Origin of the sequence: Paralysiella testudinis (assembly GCF_016894345.1) — a bacterium.
Taxonomy (GTDB): Bacteria; Pseudomonadota; Gammaproteobacteria; order Burkholderiales; family Neisseriaceae; genus Paralysiella; species Paralysiella testudinis.
In genome coordinates, this window is the sequence record NZ_CP069798.1 from 1,626,657 (window position 1) to 1,645,967 (window position 19,311).

At 55.0% G+C, this 19,311-nt stretch carries 20 protein-coding genes; 16 read left to right on the top strand and 4 right to left on the bottom strand.

The genetic code is table 11. The annotated features are described in order from the left end of the window. Positions 1–9 precede the first annotated feature (9 nt). Positions 10–297, top strand: coding sequence for a hypothetical protein (locus JQU52_RS08465; RefSeq protein WP_230338076.1), 288 nt, complete (start codon positions 10–12; stop codon positions 295–297). Positions 298–568: 271 nt separating this feature from the next. Here the strand turns inward: JQU52_RS08465 and JQU52_RS08470 are convergent, their stop codons facing one another. After that, positions 569–1,954 (bottom strand): SLC13 family permease, encoded by a 1,386-nt coding sequence (locus tag JQU52_RS08470; RefSeq protein ID WP_230338077.1) that lies wholly within the window; start codon positions 1,952–1,954, stop codon positions 569–571. Positions 1,955–2,193: 239 nt separating this feature from the next. Further along, entirely contained in the window at positions 2,194–3,120 is a 927-nt protein-coding gene (locus tag JQU52_RS08475; protein ID WP_230338078.1) for a LysR family transcriptional regulator, read from the bottom strand. Positions 3,121–3,230: 110 nt separating this feature from the next. On the opposite strand from JQU52_RS08475, the gene JQU52_RS08480 reads away from it, so the two are divergent. The 10 genes from JQU52_RS08480 to JQU52_RS08525 all read left to right on the top strand — a co-directional run bounded on the left by JQU52_RS08480 (position 3,231) and on the right by JQU52_RS08525 (position 14,092). Further along, positions 3,231–4,055 (top strand): FAS1-like dehydratase domain-containing protein, encoded by an 825-nt coding sequence (locus JQU52_RS08480; protein WP_230338079.1) that lies wholly within the window; start codon positions 3,231–3,233, stop codon positions 4,053–4,055. A 78-nt stretch (positions 4,056–4,133) separates the two neighbouring features. Continuing rightward, positions 4,134–5,300 (top strand): acyl-CoA dehydrogenase family protein, encoded by a 1,167-nt coding sequence (locus JQU52_RS08485; RefSeq protein WP_230338080.1) that lies wholly within the window; start codon positions 4,134–4,136, stop codon positions 5,298–5,300. A gap of 86 nt (positions 5,301–5,386) precedes the next feature. Further along, positions 5,387–6,544: a CaiB/BaiF CoA transferase family protein gene (locus tag JQU52_RS08490; RefSeq protein ID WP_230338081.1), complete on the top strand. Its 1,158-nt coding sequence runs from the start codon at positions 5,387–5,389 to the stop codon at positions 6,542–6,544. Positions 6,545–6,639: 95 nt separating this feature from the next. Beyond that, a complete protein-coding gene (locus JQU52_RS08495; RefSeq protein ID WP_230338082.1) occupies positions 6,640–7,152 on the top strand; it encodes a YbhB/YbcL family Raf kinase inhibitor-like protein in 513 nt (170 codons plus the stop codon). Next, a complete protein-coding gene (locus JQU52_RS08500; RefSeq protein WP_230338083.1) occupies positions 7,152–7,967 on the top strand; it encodes an HpcH/HpaI aldolase/citrate lyase family protein in 816 nt (271 codons plus the stop codon). Before JQU52_RS08495 ends, JQU52_RS08500 begins: the two co-directional genes overlap by 1 nt. A 612-nt stretch (positions 7,968–8,579) precedes the next feature. Next, positions 8,580–9,746, top strand: coding sequence for an ADP-forming succinate--CoA ligase subunit beta (gene sucC, locus JQU52_RS08505; protein WP_230338084.1), 1,167 nt, complete (start codon positions 8,580–8,582; stop codon positions 9,744–9,746). An 11-nt stretch (positions 9,747–9,757) separates the two neighbouring features. Beyond that, complete coding sequence (gene sucD / locus JQU52_RS08510; protein ID WP_230338085.1) at positions 9,758–10,648, top strand: succinate--CoA ligase subunit alpha; 891 nt, start codon at positions 9,758–9,760, stop codon at positions 10,646–10,648. A gap of 252 nt (positions 10,649–10,900) precedes the next feature. Then, on the top strand, positions 10,901–11,752 hold the full coding sequence (locus JQU52_RS08515) for an ABC transporter ATP-binding protein (protein ID WP_230338086.1): 852 nt from the start codon (positions 10,901–10,903) through the stop codon (positions 11,750–11,752). Between the two features lie 331 nt (positions 11,753–12,083). Beyond that, positions 12,084–13,250 (top strand): ABC transporter substrate-binding protein, encoded by a 1,167-nt coding sequence (locus tag JQU52_RS08520; protein WP_230338087.1) that lies wholly within the window; start codon positions 12,084–12,086, stop codon positions 13,248–13,250. Between the two features lie 89 nt (positions 13,251–13,339). Further along, positions 13,340–14,092 carry an ABC transporter permease gene (locus JQU52_RS08525; protein WP_230338088.1) on the top strand — a complete coding sequence of 251 codons (753 nt, stop codon included), beginning with the start codon at positions 13,340–13,342 and terminating at the stop codon, positions 14,090–14,092. Positions 14,093–14,214: 122 nt separating this feature from the next. Here the strand turns inward: JQU52_RS08525 and JQU52_RS08530 are convergent, their stop codons facing one another. Beyond that, a complete protein-coding gene (locus JQU52_RS08530; RefSeq protein WP_230338089.1) occupies positions 14,215–14,439 on the bottom strand; it encodes a YdcH family protein in 225 nt (74 codons plus the stop codon). A 276-nt stretch (positions 14,440–14,715) separates the two neighbouring features. Between JQU52_RS08530 and JQU52_RS08535 the strand changes: the two genes are divergently transcribed. The 5 genes from JQU52_RS08535 (at position 14,716) to JQU52_RS08555 (ending at position 18,489) form a co-directional block, all read left to right on the top strand. Further along, complete coding sequence (locus JQU52_RS08535; protein WP_230338090.1) at positions 14,716–15,306, top strand: LemA family protein; 591 nt, start codon at positions 14,716–14,718, stop codon at positions 15,304–15,306. Between the two features lie 82 nt (positions 15,307–15,388). Continuing rightward, the gene (locus JQU52_RS08540) at positions 15,389–15,712 is read left to right on the top strand and encodes a YnfA family protein (RefSeq protein WP_230338091.1); all 324 of its coding nucleotides are present in this window, start codon (positions 15,389–15,391) and stop codon (positions 15,710–15,712) included. Further along, positions 15,709–16,587: a TPM domain-containing protein gene (locus JQU52_RS08545; RefSeq protein ID WP_230338092.1), complete on the top strand. Its 879-nt coding sequence runs from the start codon at positions 15,709–15,711 to the stop codon at positions 16,585–16,587. Before JQU52_RS08540 ends, JQU52_RS08545 begins: the two co-directional genes overlap by 4 nt. Continuing rightward, a complete protein-coding gene (locus JQU52_RS08550; protein ID WP_230338093.1) occupies positions 16,587–17,099 on the top strand; it encodes a TPM domain-containing protein in 513 nt (170 codons plus the stop codon). Before JQU52_RS08545 ends, JQU52_RS08550 begins: the two co-directional genes overlap by 1 nt. A 58-nt stretch (positions 17,100–17,157) precedes the next feature. After that, entirely contained in the window at positions 17,158–18,489 is a 1,332-nt protein-coding gene (locus JQU52_RS08555) for a DUF445 domain-containing protein (RefSeq protein WP_230338094.1), read from the top strand. A gap of 84 nt (positions 18,490–18,573) precedes the next feature. On the opposite strand, the gene JQU52_RS08560 is transcribed toward JQU52_RS08555, so the two are convergent. Continuing rightward, positions 18,574–18,987 carry a hypothetical protein gene (locus JQU52_RS08560; protein WP_230338095.1) on the bottom strand — a complete coding sequence of 138 codons (414 nt, stop codon included), beginning with the start codon at positions 18,985–18,987 and terminating at the stop codon, positions 18,574–18,576. Between the last annotated feature and the right edge of the window lie 324 nt (positions 18,988–19,311).

Genomic DNA, 19,311 nt, shown 5'->3' on the forward strand with positions numbered 1-19,311 from the left:
TAAGACAATATGAACACCCAATTACTCGGCCTGTATTTTTTGCCCATCGGCATTTTGGCAATGTCTGCCGCCGCTTTATGGCAGGTTTATGTGATGATGAGCGAGAGCTACACGCTGAACCGCTATCAAGACAAACAATTGGTGTGGGTGGTAACGGCGCTGTTTTTCAGCTTCAGTTTGGCCATCTATTGGTTTGCACCCAATGCGCGTAAAAAAGGGCTGTTGTTTGTGTTGTTGGGTGGTGGCGGTTTGTTGCTGTATGGACTGGCCAGAATGTGGCTGCCGTGGCGGCAATAAAGGGCTGCGGGGTTTATAGCAAAGAAATTATACCAATTCTACAAAATAAGATAACAAGGCGGCGAGCCGAAGACAGTACAAATAGTACGGCAAGGCGAGCCAACGCAGTTAGGTTATTTTGTAGAATTGGTATTAAATAATCATACGGCGTTGGCTCACCTTGTCGTATACCCATACTATCTGCGACTCGTTGCCTTGTTATCTTATATTGATTGACATAGTAAAACCCGCCCAACCGCTGTTTGCGGTTGGGCGGGTTTTGTTCATGGGTTTAGCCCCACATAAAATACACAAATACGGTGAGCAATCCCACGCCCATCAAATTGAGCAGAGCGCCTCCTTTCATCATTTCACGCTGGCGGATTAAGCCGCTGCCCATCACAATCGCATTGGGCGGGGTGGCCACCGGCATCATAAATGCCAACGATACACCCAAGCCGATGGTCATCACCAATGTGGCTTGCGGCATGCCCATTTGCGCGGCCACGCTGGCAAATACCGGCACCAGCAGGGCTGCCGAAGCTGTGTTGCTGGAGAATTCGGTCAGAATCACAATAAAGGCCGCCACCACGGCAATCACCACCAAAAACGGTGCGTTTTGCAGCAGGTTGGCCAAGCCTTGCCCCAATACCAGCGCGGCCCCGGATTTTTGCAATACCACGCTTAAGGTGATGCCGCCGCCAAACAGCATTAAAATGCCCCAGTCGGTGTTGTCGGAAATTTCCTGCCATTTGGCCAGCCCCAATGCGCCCACGGCAATGGCGGCAAACAGGGCAATGATGCTGTCCAAATCTTTAATGTTTAAGAACTGGTTGAGCTGGCTGCTGAATATCCAGCCCAAGGCGGTGAGGGCGAATACGGCCAAGGTAAGCAGGCGTTTGGGTGTCCAGGCAATATCGTCTTGTACCACCGCCATTTTGCGCTTCAACTGCGGGCGGAATACCAAGTGTAAAGCCAGCAGCATCACCGGAAACAGCAGCAGCATAAACGGCACGCCCACTTTCATCCACGCGGCAAAATCCAGATCGAGCGCTTTGGCGGTGATGGCATTGGGCGGGGTGCCCACCAAAGTGCCGATACCGCCCACGGCGGCGGAATAAGCCAGCCCCAGCAGGGCAAATACAAAAGTATTGCGTTCTTTTTGGCGGTCAATCTGCGCCAGCATCCCCACCACCAAGGGCAGCATCATCGCGGTGGTGGCGGTGTTACTGATCCACATTGACAAAAAGGCAGTGGCCGCAAACACCATATAAATGGCAATGTTCAAGCGCCCACCCGATAAACGGATCAGTTGCAGGGCAATTTTGCGGTCCAGTTGCTGGATTTGCAGGGCTGCTGCCAGCGCAAAGCCGCCAAAAAACAAGAAAATAATCGGATTGGCAAACGAAGCCAATGCTGCTCTGGCGTCCATATCGGGCATGCTCAATAATACCGCCAAAAAAGGAATCATTAAGGCGGTGAGCGTGGTATGGATGGCTTCGGTAAGCCACAATACCGCCACAAAAAACAGCAATGCCAGCCCTTTATTGGCCTGAGCATCGAAGGGCAGGGTTTGCCACAACACCACCGCAACAATGGCGGCTACAGCCACAATCAGCAGCCCTTTTTTATTGCCGAAATGCTGGTGGTCGGACTGGAATTCGGAAGGTGTGGTCATGCAGTTTCTCCTTATTGCGATTGAATTTGGCGCGCGGATACGTTGCCGCTGTTTCTCCATTTTCGGCATATAGTTATCCGAGGTGGTGCCAGGTTTTGCCGGGTGCCCATACTAAGTTTGAATAATTACTCATGTAAATTTATAAAAATGAAACCCTGCGTTCACCAAAGGCGAATGCAGGGTTTTTTATATCAATAATGGATTTGGTATTTATTTCTAAATAAACAAATGGCAGTTTTTTACTTGAAGGCTGCCTGAAACGATATTGGCGGCGGTGCCTGCATATGCAGGCTGATGCGCTCAATCAGCGCCCGGCTCACCGGGGTGAGGGCGTCCAGTTCTTTCAGGATAATGCTGCGCTCGCGTACGGCAGACGGATCGTCCAGCGGCACCGCCACAATCGCCATGGTGTGCCGGTGCCGCTCAATCACCGATTCAGGCACAATGCCGATGCCCACGCCCGCCTCAATCAGGCGGCACACCGATTCAAAGCCGGAAACATTGATGCGGTTTTTGGTGCTCACTCCCAAGCGCTGTTTATGCTCATCAACATATTGCTGCAAAGTGCTGCCACGGTGAAAGCCAATATGGGGGTAGGCCAAGGCTGCCTGAAAATCAACCGCGGTGTGTTCGGCCAATTCATGCCCTTGCGGCACCGCCACGCAGAGGCGGTCGGTGCTGAAATGGATGCGCTGCAAATCCGGTGCATCAATCTGGCCGGACACAATGCCGAAATCGGCGGCGTCTTCGCGCACGCTGCGGATAATGTCTTTGGTGAACTGCTCCTGTAAATCAATGCTTACCGCCGGGCGTTCGGCCAAAAACAGCGCCAGAATTTCCGGCAAAAAGCCGATAACGGCGGTGGTGTTGGCGTAGATGCGGATATGCCCTTGGGTATCGGCGGCATAGCCGGAAAAATCGGTGCGGATTTGCTCGGCGTATTGCAGCATTAAACGGGCATGGCGCAGCAGATTTTTGCCCGCAGGCGTGAGCTCCAGCCCTTTGTTGTGGCGGTAGAACAAGCGGCTGCTTAATTGGGCTTCCAGGTTTTTCAGGCGGGTGCTGGCGGCGGCCGGCGACACAAACGCGGTTTTGGCGCCTTGGGTGAGGCTGGGGGCTTCGGCAATGCACACAAAAACCTTTAAATCAGTGAGATCAAAATGCATGGGCGGCTTTCTGGTGTTTGGAATTAACGAACGCAGCATTCAAAAATAACAGATTCTCAAAACGCGGGGAAGAGCGCAAGCTGTGATTATCAACAGCAAGGAGAAATGAAATGGCTTCATTGAGCGACTGGATTGGCAAGCGCGAGCACAAAATCGATACGGTCAGCACATTGCTGGTGCGGCGTATGGCCGCCACCTTGGGCGTGGCAGCACCGCAAGCGGGCGATGCGCTGCCGCACTTGTGGCATTGGATGTTTTTCCAGCCCGAATTATTGGCAGCGGATCTGGGGCGCGACGGCCACCCGGCTTTGGGCGGATTTATGCCGCCTGCCGACGGGCGCAACCGCATGTGGGCGGGCGGCTCGTTTGAATTTGCGCAGCCCTTGCGCGTGGGTGAAGCCGCCGAATGCGTATCCACGATTGAAAACGTGGTGGAAAAACAGGGTTCCACCGGCTCGCTGGTGTTTGTAACGGTGCGCCATGATTACGCGCAAGTGGGTGTGCATTGCTTTACCGAACGCCAAAACGTGGTTTACCGCGCCCCTTCGGCACCGAAACCCCATTCCGCTGCCGCGCCTGCGGCCGAATGGCATCAGCCGGTGCAGCCGGATGCCACTTTATTGTTCCGCTATTCGGCGCTCACCTTCAACGGCCACCGCATTCATTACGATTATCCTTATGCCACTGAGGTGGAAGGCTATGCCGGTTTGGTGGTGCACGGGCCGATGATGGCTACTTGGGCTTTGCACGGCTTTATGGCGGCGCATCCGGATAAGCGCGTGCTGGCTTATGAATACCGCGGCGTGCGCCCCACCACCTTGCCGCAGGCAGTGGAAATCGGCGGGCGTTTGCAGTCCGGCAGCGAAGCTGAGGTGTGGATTGCCAACGGCGATGGTTTGATTCAGCAAGGCAAAGTGGTGTTTGAATCGGTTTAATCGATTGATTCTTTATGTAAATGCTATTGCTGTAAATTGGAACGCTGCCTGAAAACCCAAAACAAGGAAACCGTAATTATGCAGATTTTAGCGGATCACGAAGATCTCAGCGCCATCCGCGACGGCGTGCGCACACTTTGCCGCCGTTTCGATGGCGAATATTGGCGCAAAATAGACACCGCAGGTGAATTTCCAACCGATTTTGTGACGGCACTCACCGCCGACGGCTGGTTGTCGGCGATGATACCCGCCGAATATGGCGGCTCCGGCTTGGGGCTGGCCGAAGCTTCGGTGATTCTGGAAGAAGTAAACCGTTGTGGCGGCAATTCCGGTACCGTACACGGGCAAATGTACAATATGTTTACCTTAGTGCGTCATGGCAGCGCGGCGCAAAAGGCCTTTTATCTGCCCAAATTTGCCAGCGGTGAATTGCGTTTGCAGTCGATGGCGGTGACCGAGCCCACCAGCGGCACCGACACCAGTCAAATCAAAACCACAGCCGTAAAGCAGGGCGACCACTATGTGGTGAATGGCCAGAAAGTGTGGATTTCGCGTGTGCAGCATTCCGATTTGATGATACTGCTGGCACGCACCACGCCACTGGCGCAGGTGGCCAAAAAAACCGACGGTATGTCGCTGTTTTTGGTTGATTTGCGCACTGCAGATCCGCAAAGCCTGATTGTGCGCCCCATCGGCAATATGGTGAACCACGAAACCAACGAATTGTTTTTCGATAACTTAAGGCTACCTGAAGACAGCCTGATTGGCGAAGAAGGCAAGGGCTTTCGCTATATCTTGGACGGCCTGAATGCCGAGCGCACCCTGATTGCCGCCGAATGTATCGGCGATGCACGCTGGTTTATCGACAAGGCCAGTGCCTACGCCAATGAACGGGTGGTGTTTGGCCGTCCCATCGGTCAAAACCAAGGCATCCAGTTTCCTTTGGCCGAGGCACACATCGACACCGAAGCCGCCGATTTAATGCGCTGGCAGGCGTGCAGCCAATACGACAGCGGCCAAAACGCGGGCGCCAGCGCCAATATGGCCAAGCACCTGGCTGCCAAGGCTTCTTGGGCAGCGGCCAATGCCTGTATGCAAACTTTCGGCGGTTATGGTTTTGCCCATGAATACGATGTGGAACGCAAATTCCGCGAAACCCGTTTGTATCAAGTGGCGCCGATTTCCACCAATTTGATCTTATCGTATGTGGGCGAAAAAATACTGGGCATGCCACGCAGTTTTTAAGAGCCTATTTCTGTGCTGAAAGCAGACTAATAAAAGATTGTGAACAGGATATAAGGCTGCCTGAAAAGACAATAGGAATTAAAGATATGGACAACAATGCAAAAAAGCCCTTAGACGGCATCACTGTGGTGAGCTTGGAACACGCCATCGCCGCCCCGTTTTGTACGCGCCAGCTCGCCGACTTGGGCGCCCGGGTGATTAAAATCGAGCGCCCCGGCAGCGGCGATTTTGCCCGTGGTTACGATGAACGGGTAGACGGCATGGCCTCGCATTTTGTGTGGGTAAACCGGGGCAAAGAAAGCATGGCCTTGGATGTAAAAGACGATTCCGCCCGCCAAATATTGGGCAATATTCTGGCCAAAGCCGATGTGCTGGTGCAAAACCTCGCGCCCGGTGCTGCGGCTAGGCTGGGGCTAGACTATGCCACCCTCAGCGCCTTGTATCCACGCCTGATTGTGTGCGATATTTCCGGCTACGGTATCGGCGGCCCGTATGAGCAGAAAAAAGCCTATGACCTGCTGATTCAAAGCGAAAGCGGCTTTTTGTCGGTAACCGGTGAAGGCGAGAGCATGGCCAAAGCCGGTAATTCGATTGCCGATATTTGTGCCGGCATGTACGCTTATTCCGCTATTTTGTCGGCCTTATTGCTGCGCCAGCACAGTGGCGAAGGCAGCCATATTGATGTGTCGATGTTGGAAAGCCTGGTGGAGTGGATGGGTTATCCGCTGTATTACACCTACCACGATGCGCCGCCGCCGCCGCGCACCGGCGCCAGTCACGCCACCATCTACCCATACGGGCCGTTTCCCGCCCAAGACGGCAGCGTGATGTTGGGGCTGCAAAACGAGCGCGAATGGCAGGCATTTTGCACCACCGTATTGCAACAGCCCGAATTGGCCGCTGATGTGCGTTTCGACCAAAACAGCAAACGTGCCGCCAACCGCACCGAGCTGAAAGCGATTATTGATGCCGAGCTCACCCGGCTCACCCGGCAGCAAGTGGTGGCACGCTTGGAAGCCGCGCAAATCGCCAATGCGCAGATAAACGAAATGCAAGATGTATGGGCGCACCCGCAATTGGCTGCCCGCGCCCGCTGGCGCCAAATCGGCAGCCCGGTAGGCACCTTGCCGGCCTTGCTGCCGCCCGCCTTAAACAACCGCTTTGAATACGCCATGGGCGATGTGCCTGCACTGGGGCAGCACACCGAAGCCATATTGCGTGAATTTGCCGGTGATGCGGTGTAATGCACAGTAGTAGGTATCAATCACAGCATTAAACCTTTCAGGCAGCCTTGGGTTTGATGGCTGCATATTCAACTGATTTATTTTTTAAGGAATTAATGATGAGCACTTCTTTTACCCTCACCAGCGCCGAATTTAGCGAAGGCAGCCATCTGGATGCCGCCTACCAGGCCGACCGCGACAACCAGTCGCCCGCTTTGCAGTGGCAAGGCGCACCGGCTGAAACCCGCAGTTTTGCCATCGCCATGCACGACCCGGACGCCCCCACCGGCGGCGCAGGCTGGTGGCATTGGCTGGCGTTTAATATTCCGGCCGACACCCAAGCCTTGCCACGCAACGCCGGTGCCGCCGGCGGCGATAATATGCCCGCAGGCACGCGCCAAATGCGCAACGATGGTGGCAACCTTGGCTATATGGGCTGCTACCCACCCGAAGGCGATCCTGCACACCGCTATATCTTCACTGTATACGCACTGAATACCGATAAGCTGGACATCGCTGCCGATGCCACTACCAGTTTGGCCGGTTTTATGGTTAATGCTCACACTGTGGCCAAAGCCAGCCTCACCGCTTACTATGCCCGCCCGGCCGCAGCGGCAGAGTCAGTATAATGCACGCGCACAGCTATTTATTTGTGCCCGGCACGCAGCCGCAGCGTATTGCCAAAGCCTTTGCCGCCGGAGCCGAAGCGGTGATTGTAGATTGGGAAGACGCTGTGGCGGCGGCCGAAAAAGCGCAGGCACGTGAAAATCTGGCCATTTATAATGCTGGCGAAGATGTCCGGCCGGTATGGCTGCGCATCAACGATGCCGAAGCCCCGGAGTATGCCGCTGATGTGGCCGCTGTAGCCGGATTGGATTGTGTGGTCGGCATCTTCTTGCCCAAAGCGCAGCAAGCCGCCCATATTGAAGCGCTCTACCGTGCTACGGGAAAACCGGTAGCAGTGATTGTAGAAACCGCCACAGGCATGCTTAATCTGGCGGCACTGGCCGCGGCACCGGGTGTGGCACGGCTCACCTATGGTCGTTTGGATTTGGCCAACGATTTAGGCATGGCGGTGCACAGCGCCGCCGCCGAAACCGTGTTCGACCGATTGCGTACCGATTTGCTGCTGCATTCGGTTGCCAATGCTTTGCCGCCGCCGCTGGACAGCGTGTTTCCTGATTTTAAAAACAATGCGGGGCTGGCGGATTATGTGGCTCGCTGGCGCGATATGGGCTTTGGCGGCATGTTGTGCATCCATCCGGCACAAATCGCAGTGATACAGCAAATGCTTCAAGCCGATGCGGCCGAGCTGGATTTTGCCCGCCGTGTTTGCGCCGAATTTAATGCCAGTGGTTCAGCAGCATTTCAAATCGACGGCAAAATGGTCGATTTACCGGTTATCCGTCGCGCACAGGCCCTATTGAGCCGTTATGGCAGTTAAGAGCTTATGCAATTTTCAGACTGCTTGATGCCACACCTGCCTTGTCCGATTGATATCAGGCAGGGCGGGTTTTTGTGTTATCAGCTCTGGCTAAGAGCCAGTTCACAATCTTTTATTGTGCTGTTCCAGCACATAAACCAGCACCTTTTCGTGCACTAAAAATCCGCTCCAAAAAAGATTATGAATAGGCTCTAAAGGCTGCCTGAAACCATCAATCAATTGATTTCAAAGTGCAATTTAAGTCACTTATTTAAGTCACTTAATAGTGAAATAAATACAAAAAGTGCTACGGCGTTAGCTCGTCTTGTTGTGCTACCTGTACTGTCTGCGGCTCGCTGCCTTGTATCAGTTTATTCTTTATTTCACTATAAAATCTCTGCTTATGGGTTTGCGAATAAATCGGGTGAATAGCGGAAAAACTGTTTGCGCAACGTGTGTATCGCCTGTTCAAAGCGCCTATTTTGGCATATACTCTAATCATCGGTTTTTAAAGCCTATATCTTATATAAGACTGCCGCTAGAGCCGCCAAGCCGGCCGACAGCGGTGGTTTTTTCATGCTCGGGCGCTATCGATTGCTTTAGTTTAATCCAACCCACATAGAGGAAACTCTGATGAATTTACATGAGTATCAAGCAAAAACCTTGCTGGCCAGCTACGGCTTGCCGGTGCAAGGCGGCATTTTGGCGGCCAGCGGCGAAGAAGCCGCGGCCGCTTACGACCAATTGGGCGGCAAGTTTGCCGTGGTGAAAGCCCAAGTACATGCCGGTGGCCGTGGTAAGGCCGGTGGCGTGAAAGTGGTGAAAAGCCGCGAAGAAGCCAAAGAAGTGGCCGACAGCTTGATTGGCACCCGCTTGGTTACCTACCAAACCGATGCGCTGGGTCAGCCGGTAAACAGCGTGCTGGTGTGTGAAGACATGTACCCGGTGCAAACCGAGCTGTATTTGGGTGCTGTGGTGGATCGCTCCACCCGCCGTGTAACTTTTATGGCGTCTACCGAAGGCGGCGTGGAAATTGAAAAAGTAGCCGAAGAAACGCCGGAAAAAATCCTTAAAGTGACCGTAGACCCGCTGGTGGGCTTGCAGCCGTGCCAAGCGCGCGAAGTGGCGTTTAAACTGGGCTTGAAAGACAAGCAAATCAACCAGTTTGTTAAACTGATGACCGGCGCTTACCAAGCGTTTATCGACAATGATTTCGCCCTGTTTGAAATCAACCCGCTGGCGGTGCGCGAAAACGGCGAGCTGGCCTGTGTGGACGGCAAAATCGGCATCGACAGCAACGCGCTTTACCGCCTGCCCAAAGTGGCCGAGCTGCGCGACAAATCGCAAGAAAACGAGCGCGAGCTGAAAGCCAGCGAATTTGACCTTAACTACGTGGCGCTGGAAGGCAATATCGGCTGCATGGTAAACGGCGCCGGTTTGGCGATGGCCACCATGGACATCATCAAACTCAAAGGCGGCCAACCGGCCAACTTCCTCGATGTGGGCGGCGGCGCCACCAAAGAGCGCGTGGTAGAAGCGTTCAAACTGATTTTGGAAGACCCGTCGGTGCAAGGCGTGTTGATCAATATTTTTGGCGGTATTGTGCGTTGCGACATGATTGCCGAAGCCATTGTGGCGGCGGTAAAAGAAGTGAGCGTCACTGTGCCGGTGGTGGTGCGCTTGGAAGGCAATAATGCCGAGCTGGGTGCCAAAATTCTGAACGAATCCGGCCTGAAATTGACCTCTGCCGACGGCTTGAATGACGCAGCCGAAAAAATCGTTGCCGCCGTAAAAGCCTAAGGAGAACATGAATGAGCGTATTGATTAACAAAGACACCAAAGTATTGGTACAAGGTTTTACCGGTAAAAACGGCACGTTCCACTCTGAGCAGGCGCTGGCCTACGGCACCAAAGTGGTGGGCGGCGTTACCCCGGGCAAAGGCGGCCAAAGCCACTTGGGCTTGCCGGTGTTTAACACCATGAACGAGGCGGTAAAAGAAACCGGCGCCGATGCTTCGGTGATTTACGTACCGGCACCGTTTGTGTTGGATTCCATTGTTGAAGCCGTGGATTCCGGCGTGCAATTGATTGTGGTGATTACCGAAGGCGTGCCCACACTGGACATGCTCAAAGCCAAGCGCTACTTGGAAACCAACGGCAACGGCACCCGCTTGGTTGGCCCCAACTGCCCCGGCGTGATTACCCCGGGTGAGTGCAAAATCGGCATTATGCCCGGCCACATCCATAAGCCCGGCCGCATCGGCATTATTTCCCGCTCCGGCACGCTGACTTATGAAGCGGTGGCGCAAACCACCAAACTGGGCTTGGGCCAGTCGACCTGTATCGGCATCGGCGGCGACCCGATTCCGGGCATGAACCAAATCGACGCCCTGCAATTGTTCCAAGATGATCCGGCCACCGACGCGATTATCATGATTGGTGAAATCGGCGGCACTGCAGAAGAAGAAGCGGCCGAATTTATCCAGTCAAACGTAACCAAACCGGTGGTGGGCTACATCGCTGGCGTTACCGCGCCCAAAGGCAAACGCATGGGCCACGCCGGTGCGATTATCTCCGGTGGCAAAGGCACGGCCGAAGAAAAATTCGCCGCTTTCGAGCGCGCTGGCATGGCCTACACCCGCAGCCCGGCCGAATTGGGCAGCACCATGATGGAAGTGCTGAAAGCCAAAGGGATGGCTTAAGTTTTAATGTGGTGAAAAAAAGGCTGCCTGAAAGCGTTTCAGGCAGCCTTTTTATTGCTCTATCACCATGTGTATTGTATTTACAATCAGTAAGATGTGCGCGACACATCCTACGGTAGCGGTGTTTTCAGGCAGTCTTGTTTGGTGCGGTGCTGCGTCGGTGTGGCCGCCATATAACCAAAAGCCATAAGTTAGGCATTTAATATCATTTCATTTTGGCAGGGCGGCTGTTTATGATGCGCCATCTTCCCCTTGTATCCATATCTCTTTGCCGACAGCCAAATCATGAGCCAAGCCAGCCTATCCCCCATTTTATGCGCCCAAAACATCAGCTTGGGCTATGCCGATCACAGCGGGCAGCTGCACCCAGTGTTGGCCGATTTTTCTTTGGGTGTGGCTGCCGGGGAACTGGTGGCCTTGTTGGGCCCTAGCGGTGTGGGCAAATCGTCGTTGCTGCGGGTATTGGCCGGTTTGGCGCAGCCGCAAAGCGGCACGGTGCGTTTGTTTGGCGAGCCGGTAACCCAGCCTCATCCGCGCTTGGGTTTTGTGTTTCAGCAGGCAGTGTTGCTGCCGTGGCTGAATGTGCGCGACAACGTGGCGTTTGGGCTGGATTTCAGCAATCAGCCGCACTTAAGCCGCGATGAGCGCCGTGCGCGGGTGGAGGATGCAGTGGCCGAAGTGGGGCTGGCACATGCGGCCGATTTGTATCCGGCGGCCTTGTCCGGCGGTATGGCGCAGCGGGTATCGCTGGCACGGGTGTTGGCACGCAATCCGGAAATTTGGCTGTTGGACGAGCCGTTTTCGGCGCTGGATGCGGTCACCCGTGCCGAAATGCAAGACTTGCTGCGCACCTTAATCAGCCGCCACCAAGCCGGTGCGGTGCTGGTGACCCACGACATCGATGAAGCGCTGATTCTGGCCGACCGCGCGGTGTTGATCGGCAATAAGCCGGGGCGCGAGCTGGGGCAGTGGCGGCTGGATTTACCTTATCCGCGTCACGATGCTTTGCTGGAAATGAACCCGGAACGGGTGGCGATTTTGCAGGCGCTGCGCGATGCGCATGGGCATAAACGGCAAGTGGCCACGGTGGAGTTTGTGATTTAGTTTTAATGTAATGGATTGATAAACAGATTGATAACAAGGCTGCCTGAAACCGATTTGGGTATTGGCCAATTCTTTTCAGGCAGCCTGATGTTTTTATAAAACTTAAGTTATGTCGCTCCTGCCCAGGCAGGAGCCCAGTCTGAAGCGTGGCTTCAGTTGAACACACAGCAAAACCGGATTAATGGGCAATCAGCAAAGCGTGGCTTTGCACTGGGCACCCGCCTTCGCGGGTGCGACGTAGGCAGGATTTTGCTAAGAGCTCGTAAACAGGCTCTTAGCCCCTGCCTAGCCCGAGTTATTTTATTCCGGCCATTTTGATATAGGAAACCCCATGCGCAGCCGTCGCGATTTTTTGAAACTTGCCGCTTTATTTAGTGCTGCCGGTGCCTTGCCTTTATTGCAGGCGTGCGGGCGCCAAGTGGTGCAAAATCCTGCCGCGCCCTTGCGCATCGGCTATTTGCCGATTACCGATGCCACGCCTTTGCTGGTGGCGCATGGCCAAGGTTTGTTTGCCAAACACGGCGTTGAGGTGGCCAAGCCGGTGCTGTTTCGCAGCTGGGCTTCGCTGGTGGAAGCGTTTCTGAGCGGGCAGGTGAATTTGATTCATTTGCTCTCGCCGATGAGCATTTGGGCGCGCTATGGCAGCGCTTCGCCGATTAAGGTGGTGATGTGGAACCACATGGCTGGCTCGGCGCTCACGGTGGCGCCGGATATTGACAATGTATCGGCGCTGGCGGGCAAAACTGTGGCGATTCCGTTTTGGTATTCGATTCACAATGTGGTGGTGCAGAAAATTTTGCGCGAAAACGGCCTAAGGGTGGTGGAGAAAAACCCGCAGGCGGGCGAGGTGCGTTTAAGCGTGATGGCACCTTCCGATATGGTGGCCGCGCTGGCCAACCGCGCCATTGCCGGTTTTATTGTGGCCGAGCCTTTTAATGCGGTGGCCGAAAGCAAGGGTGTGGGCAAGGTATTGCGTTTTTCCGGCGATGTGTGGCGCGACCATGCCTGCTGCGTTACCTTAATGCAGGAGCACGACATCAACCAGCGCCCCGAATGGGTGCAAAGCGTGGTAACGGCATTGGTGGAAGCACAGGCTTTTGCGGCACAACACCGCGCCGACACTGCGCTGATGTTGTCCAAACAAGGCAGCCATAAATACACCCCGCACGAAGAAAAAGTGCTGCAAAAAGTGCTGGCGCCAACACCGGATGCGTGGGCGCGCTACAGTGCCAGCGGTGTTATCCGCCACCCCGAATGGGGGCAAAGCCGCATTGATTTCCAGCCCTATCCTTATCCTTCCTACACCGAAAAACTGGTGGAAATGCTCAAACAAACCCATATCGCCGGGGTAAACCGGTTTCTGGACGCATTAGACCCGGTGCAAGTGGCGCAAGACTTGGTGGACGACCGCTTTGTGAAGCAGGCGGTGATTCAGGGCGGCCATCAAGCCGTGTTTAAATTAAACGGCTGGACACGCACGGAAACCATTGTGGTGTAAGTGCGAGCAAGGGTTTAAACAGACCAAAAATCCTTTCAGGCAGCCTGAAAACAAGCTTTAAAAAGTCATTAGCATTAGAAAGCAAACTTATGCACACCTCACTCAAAACCCCGCTGCTGAGCATCACCGGCCTGGGCATCTTGCTGCTGCTGTGGCAGCTGGGCAGTATGCTGCTGGCGCAAACCATGCCACTGGCCAATATGCTGGCGCCGCTGCCCACTTTCCAAAGCCTGTGGGATTTGCTGGTGCATAATCAACTTACCGGCCATATTCTGGCCAGCCTTAAGCGCGTGGCGGTGGGCTTGCTGTGGGCGCTGTTAATCGGCGTGCCGGTGGGTTTGTGGGTAGGGCAGTCGGCATGGGCCGAAAAACTCACCGGCACCTCGTTTCAGTTTCTGCGCATGATTTCGCCTTTGTCGTGGATGCCGGTGGTGGTGATGTTGCTGGGCATCGGCGATGTGCCGATTTATTTTCTGCTGGCGTTTGCGGCGGTGTGGCCCATTTTGCTCAACACCGCCACCGGGGTGAAATCGATTGACCGCCACTGGTTGCAATTGGGCCATTCATTGGCCGCCAGCCGCCGCGAAATGCTGTTTAAAATTATGCTTCCCGCCGTGCTCGGCCATATCCTCACTGGCTTGCGGCTGGCCATCGGCGTGGTGTGGATTGTGCTGGTGCCGTGCGAAATGCTGGGGGTGAACGAAGGCTTGGGCTATTTTATTTTGGACACCCGCGACCGCTTGGCTTATTCCGAATTGATGGCGGCAATTGTGTTGATTGGCGCACTGGGTTGGCTGCTCGACAGTGCCACGCGCCGATTGCATGCGCGCTGGGCGCATTGATGCAGATTTGTGTTTGATAATAGAGGCTGCCTGAAGCCATATGCGTTTCAGGCAGCCTTTTTAGGCAGCCCAATAAAAAACACCTTGCTTATGATTGGCAAGGTGTTTTTTGCTATTACTGCTTATTTGGCTTCGGCTTCCGCTTTTTGCAGAATCACATACAATTGGTCTTTCAGGTGCAGTTTTTGTTTTTTCAGCTCTTCAATTTCATCCAAGCCGCTGGTAACAGGGTTGTTTTCTAGGCCGGTGATTTTGTCGTCCAGATCGTTGTGCTCTTTGAACAAACGGGCAAAATGGTTGTCTTCTTGCTTCAGTTTGCTGATTAAATCGCGGTATTCGGGAAACATGCTTTTTCCTTTGTGATGAGGGTAAATAAAACAGCGCTTGCCGCCGGTGGGCGGCAGCCGGATAAAACGTTGAACTTGGCTTGAATTATAGCCGATAAAGCCGATAAATCATACCAAGCCCGGCGTGGAATCACCGCCATTATTTACGCGGCAAACCCGGTTCTTTTATGCGTGCACGATTGTGCTAAACTGTGTCGGTTTGGGGGTGGTCTGCCCCCGGTTTGCCATTGATTTGCGTTGCCCACTTTTTGCAGTTCTTTCTTTAAGGATACATCCATGTTGAAACGTTATTTTTCTTTTGCGGCGGCCTTATTGCTGGTGCTCGGTTTGAGCGGCTGCGGCTACAACACCATGCAGGCGCAAGATGAAGCGGCCAATGCCGCGTGGTCCGAAGTGCTCAACCAATACCAGCGCCGCGCCGATTTGATTCCCAATTTGGTGAATACGGTAAAAGGCTATGCCCAGCATGAAGAGCAGGTGTTTACCGAAGTAACCAATGCGCGTGCCAAAGTGGGCAGCGTTAACATGAATGCGGCTGATGCCACCGATGAAGCCAAATTAAAGCAATACGCGCAAGCGCAGAGCGAATTGGGTGGCGCTTTAAGCCGTTTGCTGGTGGTGGCCGAAAACTATCCGCAGCTCAAGGCCGACCAAAACTTCCGCGATTTACAGGCGCAATTGGAAGGCACTGAAAACCGCATTTCGCTGGCACGCAACCGCTATATCGAGGCCGTGCGCACCTACAACACCACCTTGCGCCAATTCCCGCAAAACCTCACCGCCAAGGTGTTTGGTTTGAAACAGCGCCCGAATTTCAGCGTGGAAAACGAAGCGCAAATTAAAGAAGCGCCCAAGGTACAGTTTTAAATCTGATGCGTTTCCATAGCATGGCATGGTTTTCAGGCAGCTTGGGTGCTGCCTGCTGGCTACAGCAGGCTAAAGGATGCTGATGCTCAAAACCACCGCCTTATTTGTATTCACCGCCGTGGCCGAAATCATCGGCTGCTATCTGCCGTATTTATGGCTGAAAAAGCAGGCGCCGGCATGGGTGTTGCTGCCGGCGGCACTCAGCTTAGCGGTGTTTGTGTGGCTCATCAGCCTGCACCCGCAAGCGGCGGCACGCACTTATGCAGCCTATGGCGGCGTTTATATCGGCGTGGCTTTGCTGTGGCTGTGGCAGGTAGACGGCGTGCCCTTGCGTTGGAGCGATTGGCTGGGCGCAGCACTGAGTTTGGCCGGAATGATGGTGATTATGTGGGGATCAAAAACATGAGTGCAATTGCCGTGCGTATTGGCCGCCTGTGGGTCTTGGCCATGCTGTTGCTGTGCAGTGGCTGGCTGTGGGCGGCTGGCTTAGCGCCAATACCGGCGCTAACCCAGCCGGTGGAAGACACGGCGCAAATGATGCAGCCGCAGGCACGTGCCGCGCTCAACCAGCATTTGCTCAGCTATGCCCGCGAACACGGCAGCCAAATTGTGGTGCTCACGGTAGACAGCATTGCGCCGGAAACCCCGTTTGACTATGCCACGCGGGTGATGGATGCTTGGAAGCCGGGGCGCTCAGGTATGGACGACGGCGTGTTGCTGCTGCTGGTGAAAAACGAGCGCCAAACCCATTTGGCCGTAGGGCGCGGGCTGGAAGGGGCGATTCCCGATGTTTACGCCAAACGCATTTTGGATGATGTGCTGCGCCCGTATTTGCGCGAAGGGCAAACCGATGCCGGTATTCAGGCGGCCGTATTGCAAGTGGAAAAACTGATTGCGGGCGAAGCGCTGCCTGCGGCCAAGCCGCAACAGCAAGGTGGGGGCGATATGGGCTTATTGCCCTTATTGATTGCGGTGTTTTTTGGCGGCGGCTTGTTAAAAAATCTATTTGGTCGCACCTTGGGCAGCATCGCCACCGGCGGCTTGGTATTGGCTGCCGGTTGGTTGTTGGGCTGGTTTTGGCTGTTCACGGCATTTTTGGCGTTTTCGGCCACCGTATTCACTTTTGTTGCCGGTGCGTTTTCTTTTGTGGGCGGTGGTGGCGGCCATTCCGGCGGCGGTTGGGGCAGTAGCGGTGGCTTTGGTGGTGGTTTTGGCGGCGGTGGTGGATTCAGCGGTGGCGGCGGCGGTTTCGGCGGCGGCGGCGCTTCGGGAGGATGGTAATGGCAAGCAACAACAAATGGGCACGTTTATGGCAACATTGGTGCCATCCGCGCTGGCGCGTAGAGCGCTGTTTACCCACCGCCGCACTGCAACAGCTGAGTGAAGCCATTGGCCGCTCCGAGCAGCAGCACAGCGGCCAAATCCGCTTTGTGATTGAATCGCGCTGGCACAGTGCCGATATTTTGCAAGGGTTGGATACCCGCCGCCGTGCCTGGCAATGGTTTGGCGAATTGGGCGTGTGGGATACCGAACACAATTGCGGCGTGCTGGTGTATGTGTCGTTTGCCGACCACCGCGTGGAAATCGTGGCCGATCGCGGCATTGCCGCCCAAGTGCCCGCCACCGAATGGCAGGCCGTTTGCGCCCAAATCACCGCCGCCTTTGCGCAGCAGCAGTATGTGGCCGGTTTGGAGCAAGGCTTGGCTGCGGTTACGGTGATTTTAAGCCAACACTTCCCCCGCCATCTGCCCGCCGAGGTGGATGAGCTGCCCAATGATGTGGTGCTGCGGTGAGCTGATTATTATTTATGCTGCCTGAAACCCATCAACACACCCTTCTTAAAACCCATCCATGAACACCTTATTAAACGAACAGATCCGCACCCAAGCGGCGCGGCAGCGTTTGCGGCGCAGCCGCGCTTTGGCCACCGGCTTGTTGTTGCTGGCCGCCGTGCTGTTTGTGCTGTCGGTGCGCTATCAGCCGCAATATCCGGCTTTAGGCTACCTGAAAGCCTTTAGCGAGGCGGCGATGGTGGGCGCGCTGGCTGATTGGTTTGCGGTAACGGCGCTGTTTCGCCGCCCGTTGGGTTTGCCCATTCCGCACACCGCCATCTTGCCGCGTAAACAAGCTCGTATTGCCGATGAATTGGGGCGCTTTGTGGCGCACAACTTTTTGCACGGCAAATCGATTGCCTTGCGCGTGTATCGTGCCCAACCGGCCGACAAACTGCTGGCCTGGCTGATGCAGCCGCAAAACAAAGCCTTGTGGCTGCCGTGGTTGAGCGCACAAATCCCACTCTTGCTGCGCGCGGCCAAGCCCAACCAAGTGGCCCGCTTTGGCAGCCAGCTTTTGGCCGAGCAATATCAAGGCGCCAAACTGGGTGCGGCTGCCGCCGACTTGCTGGGCTTGGCGCAACAGCAAGGCATAGACCGGCGCTTGCTGCACAGCTTGGCCACCCAATTGCGCCAATGGCTGCAAAACGACAGCACCCGCGCCCAGCTGGAGCACCACCTTTTGCAATGGGCGGGCAAAATCGACAGCCCCACCCCCAGCAGTTGGGACAAAATCAAAGCCTCGCTGAAAACCTCGCTGGCCGAGCGCGTAGACGACTGGGTGGCCGCCAAAGCGCTGGATTGGGCCGACGGCTATCTGGCCGAAGCCTTAGCCGATGAAGAGCACGATTTATGGCAGGCCTGCCAAAGCCAGCTGGCCGCTACCGCCGCCGATTTGCGCCACAATGCCGAATGGCATCAAGCGCTGGAAGCCGGTAAACGCCAACTGGCCGCTTCCGAAGCACTGCACCGCAACGTGGCGCAAGCCTGGCAAAGCCTGTGCCAATGGAGCGCCGCAGATGTGCAACGCGGCGATGCCTCTGCCTGGCAGGCGCAATTGGACAAAGTGGCCGCGCATATGCTGTCGCAAGCGGCACGCTATCCGGCGTTTATGCGCCGCATGAATGCGCGCATGGCATGGTGGGTGAAATCGCTGGTGAATCAATACCGGCATCAGGGCGCACAATTTGTGGCCGACAAGGTGAAAAGCTGGGATAGCCGCCAAATGGTAGACAAAATCGAGCTGGGCGTGGGGCGCGATTTGCAGTTTATCCGCATCAACGGCACCTTGGTGGGCGGCTTGGCCGGTTTGCTGATTTATGTGGTGGCGCAATGGCTGGGGGCTGCCTGAAAAATATTTCAGGCAGCCTTTTATATTGAAAACATAAAACAGGCCGATAACTATCTTGTCGGCCTGTTGTTTATGCGTTTGCGCCTATGGAATCATCTGGTCGCGGGCGGGGCGGTGTTTGAGCTTCCAAATCAGCACATAGCCAGCCAGCATGGGCACGATGGCGTAGATGAATTTGGCAGTCCAAGTGGCGTACCACGGCCGGCTCACGATAATGGTTTCGGTGGCGGCGTTCAGTTGCAGCAAATCTTTAATTGCCAGCCAATCCAAGGCGGGCCACCAGCAGGCCACCAGCAAGCCCATAAACACCGGCCACAACAGGCGCACGCGGTTGCGCTGCCACAGCAGGAAAAACACAATCGCCCAAATCAGGGTGAGCACGGTAATCAGCAGTGCGGTGTGGGTGGGCATGCCGGTGTAGGCGGCAAGAAAATAGGTGAGTACCACCCACAGCCCGGCCAGTATGGCCAAGATGAATTCTTCTGGTTTGCTCAGCATGGTGTTGCGTCCTCCGGGTTATTTGCGGCCAATATACCGCAGCGGCACGGGTTTGTCATGTTGGGCGGCCGAATATTTTAGCGCTTGCAGGTGTGGCCGGATATGGCCGCTTGGGTGGCTGATGTTTGTGTTTCAGGCAGCCTGTTTTTTAGAGTAAATAGACAGTATGCCCGCAAGTGTAAAGTTATAAATCGGGCATATTTTGGTGTGATATGAGGCTGCCTGAATCATTTAGGCACAGGATATTGCCTAAATAAATCGTGTTTGGGTGGATTAGGCTAAAAGCGGTTGGCGGCGATGTGTCATTTTCTTTTGCAGTGCGAA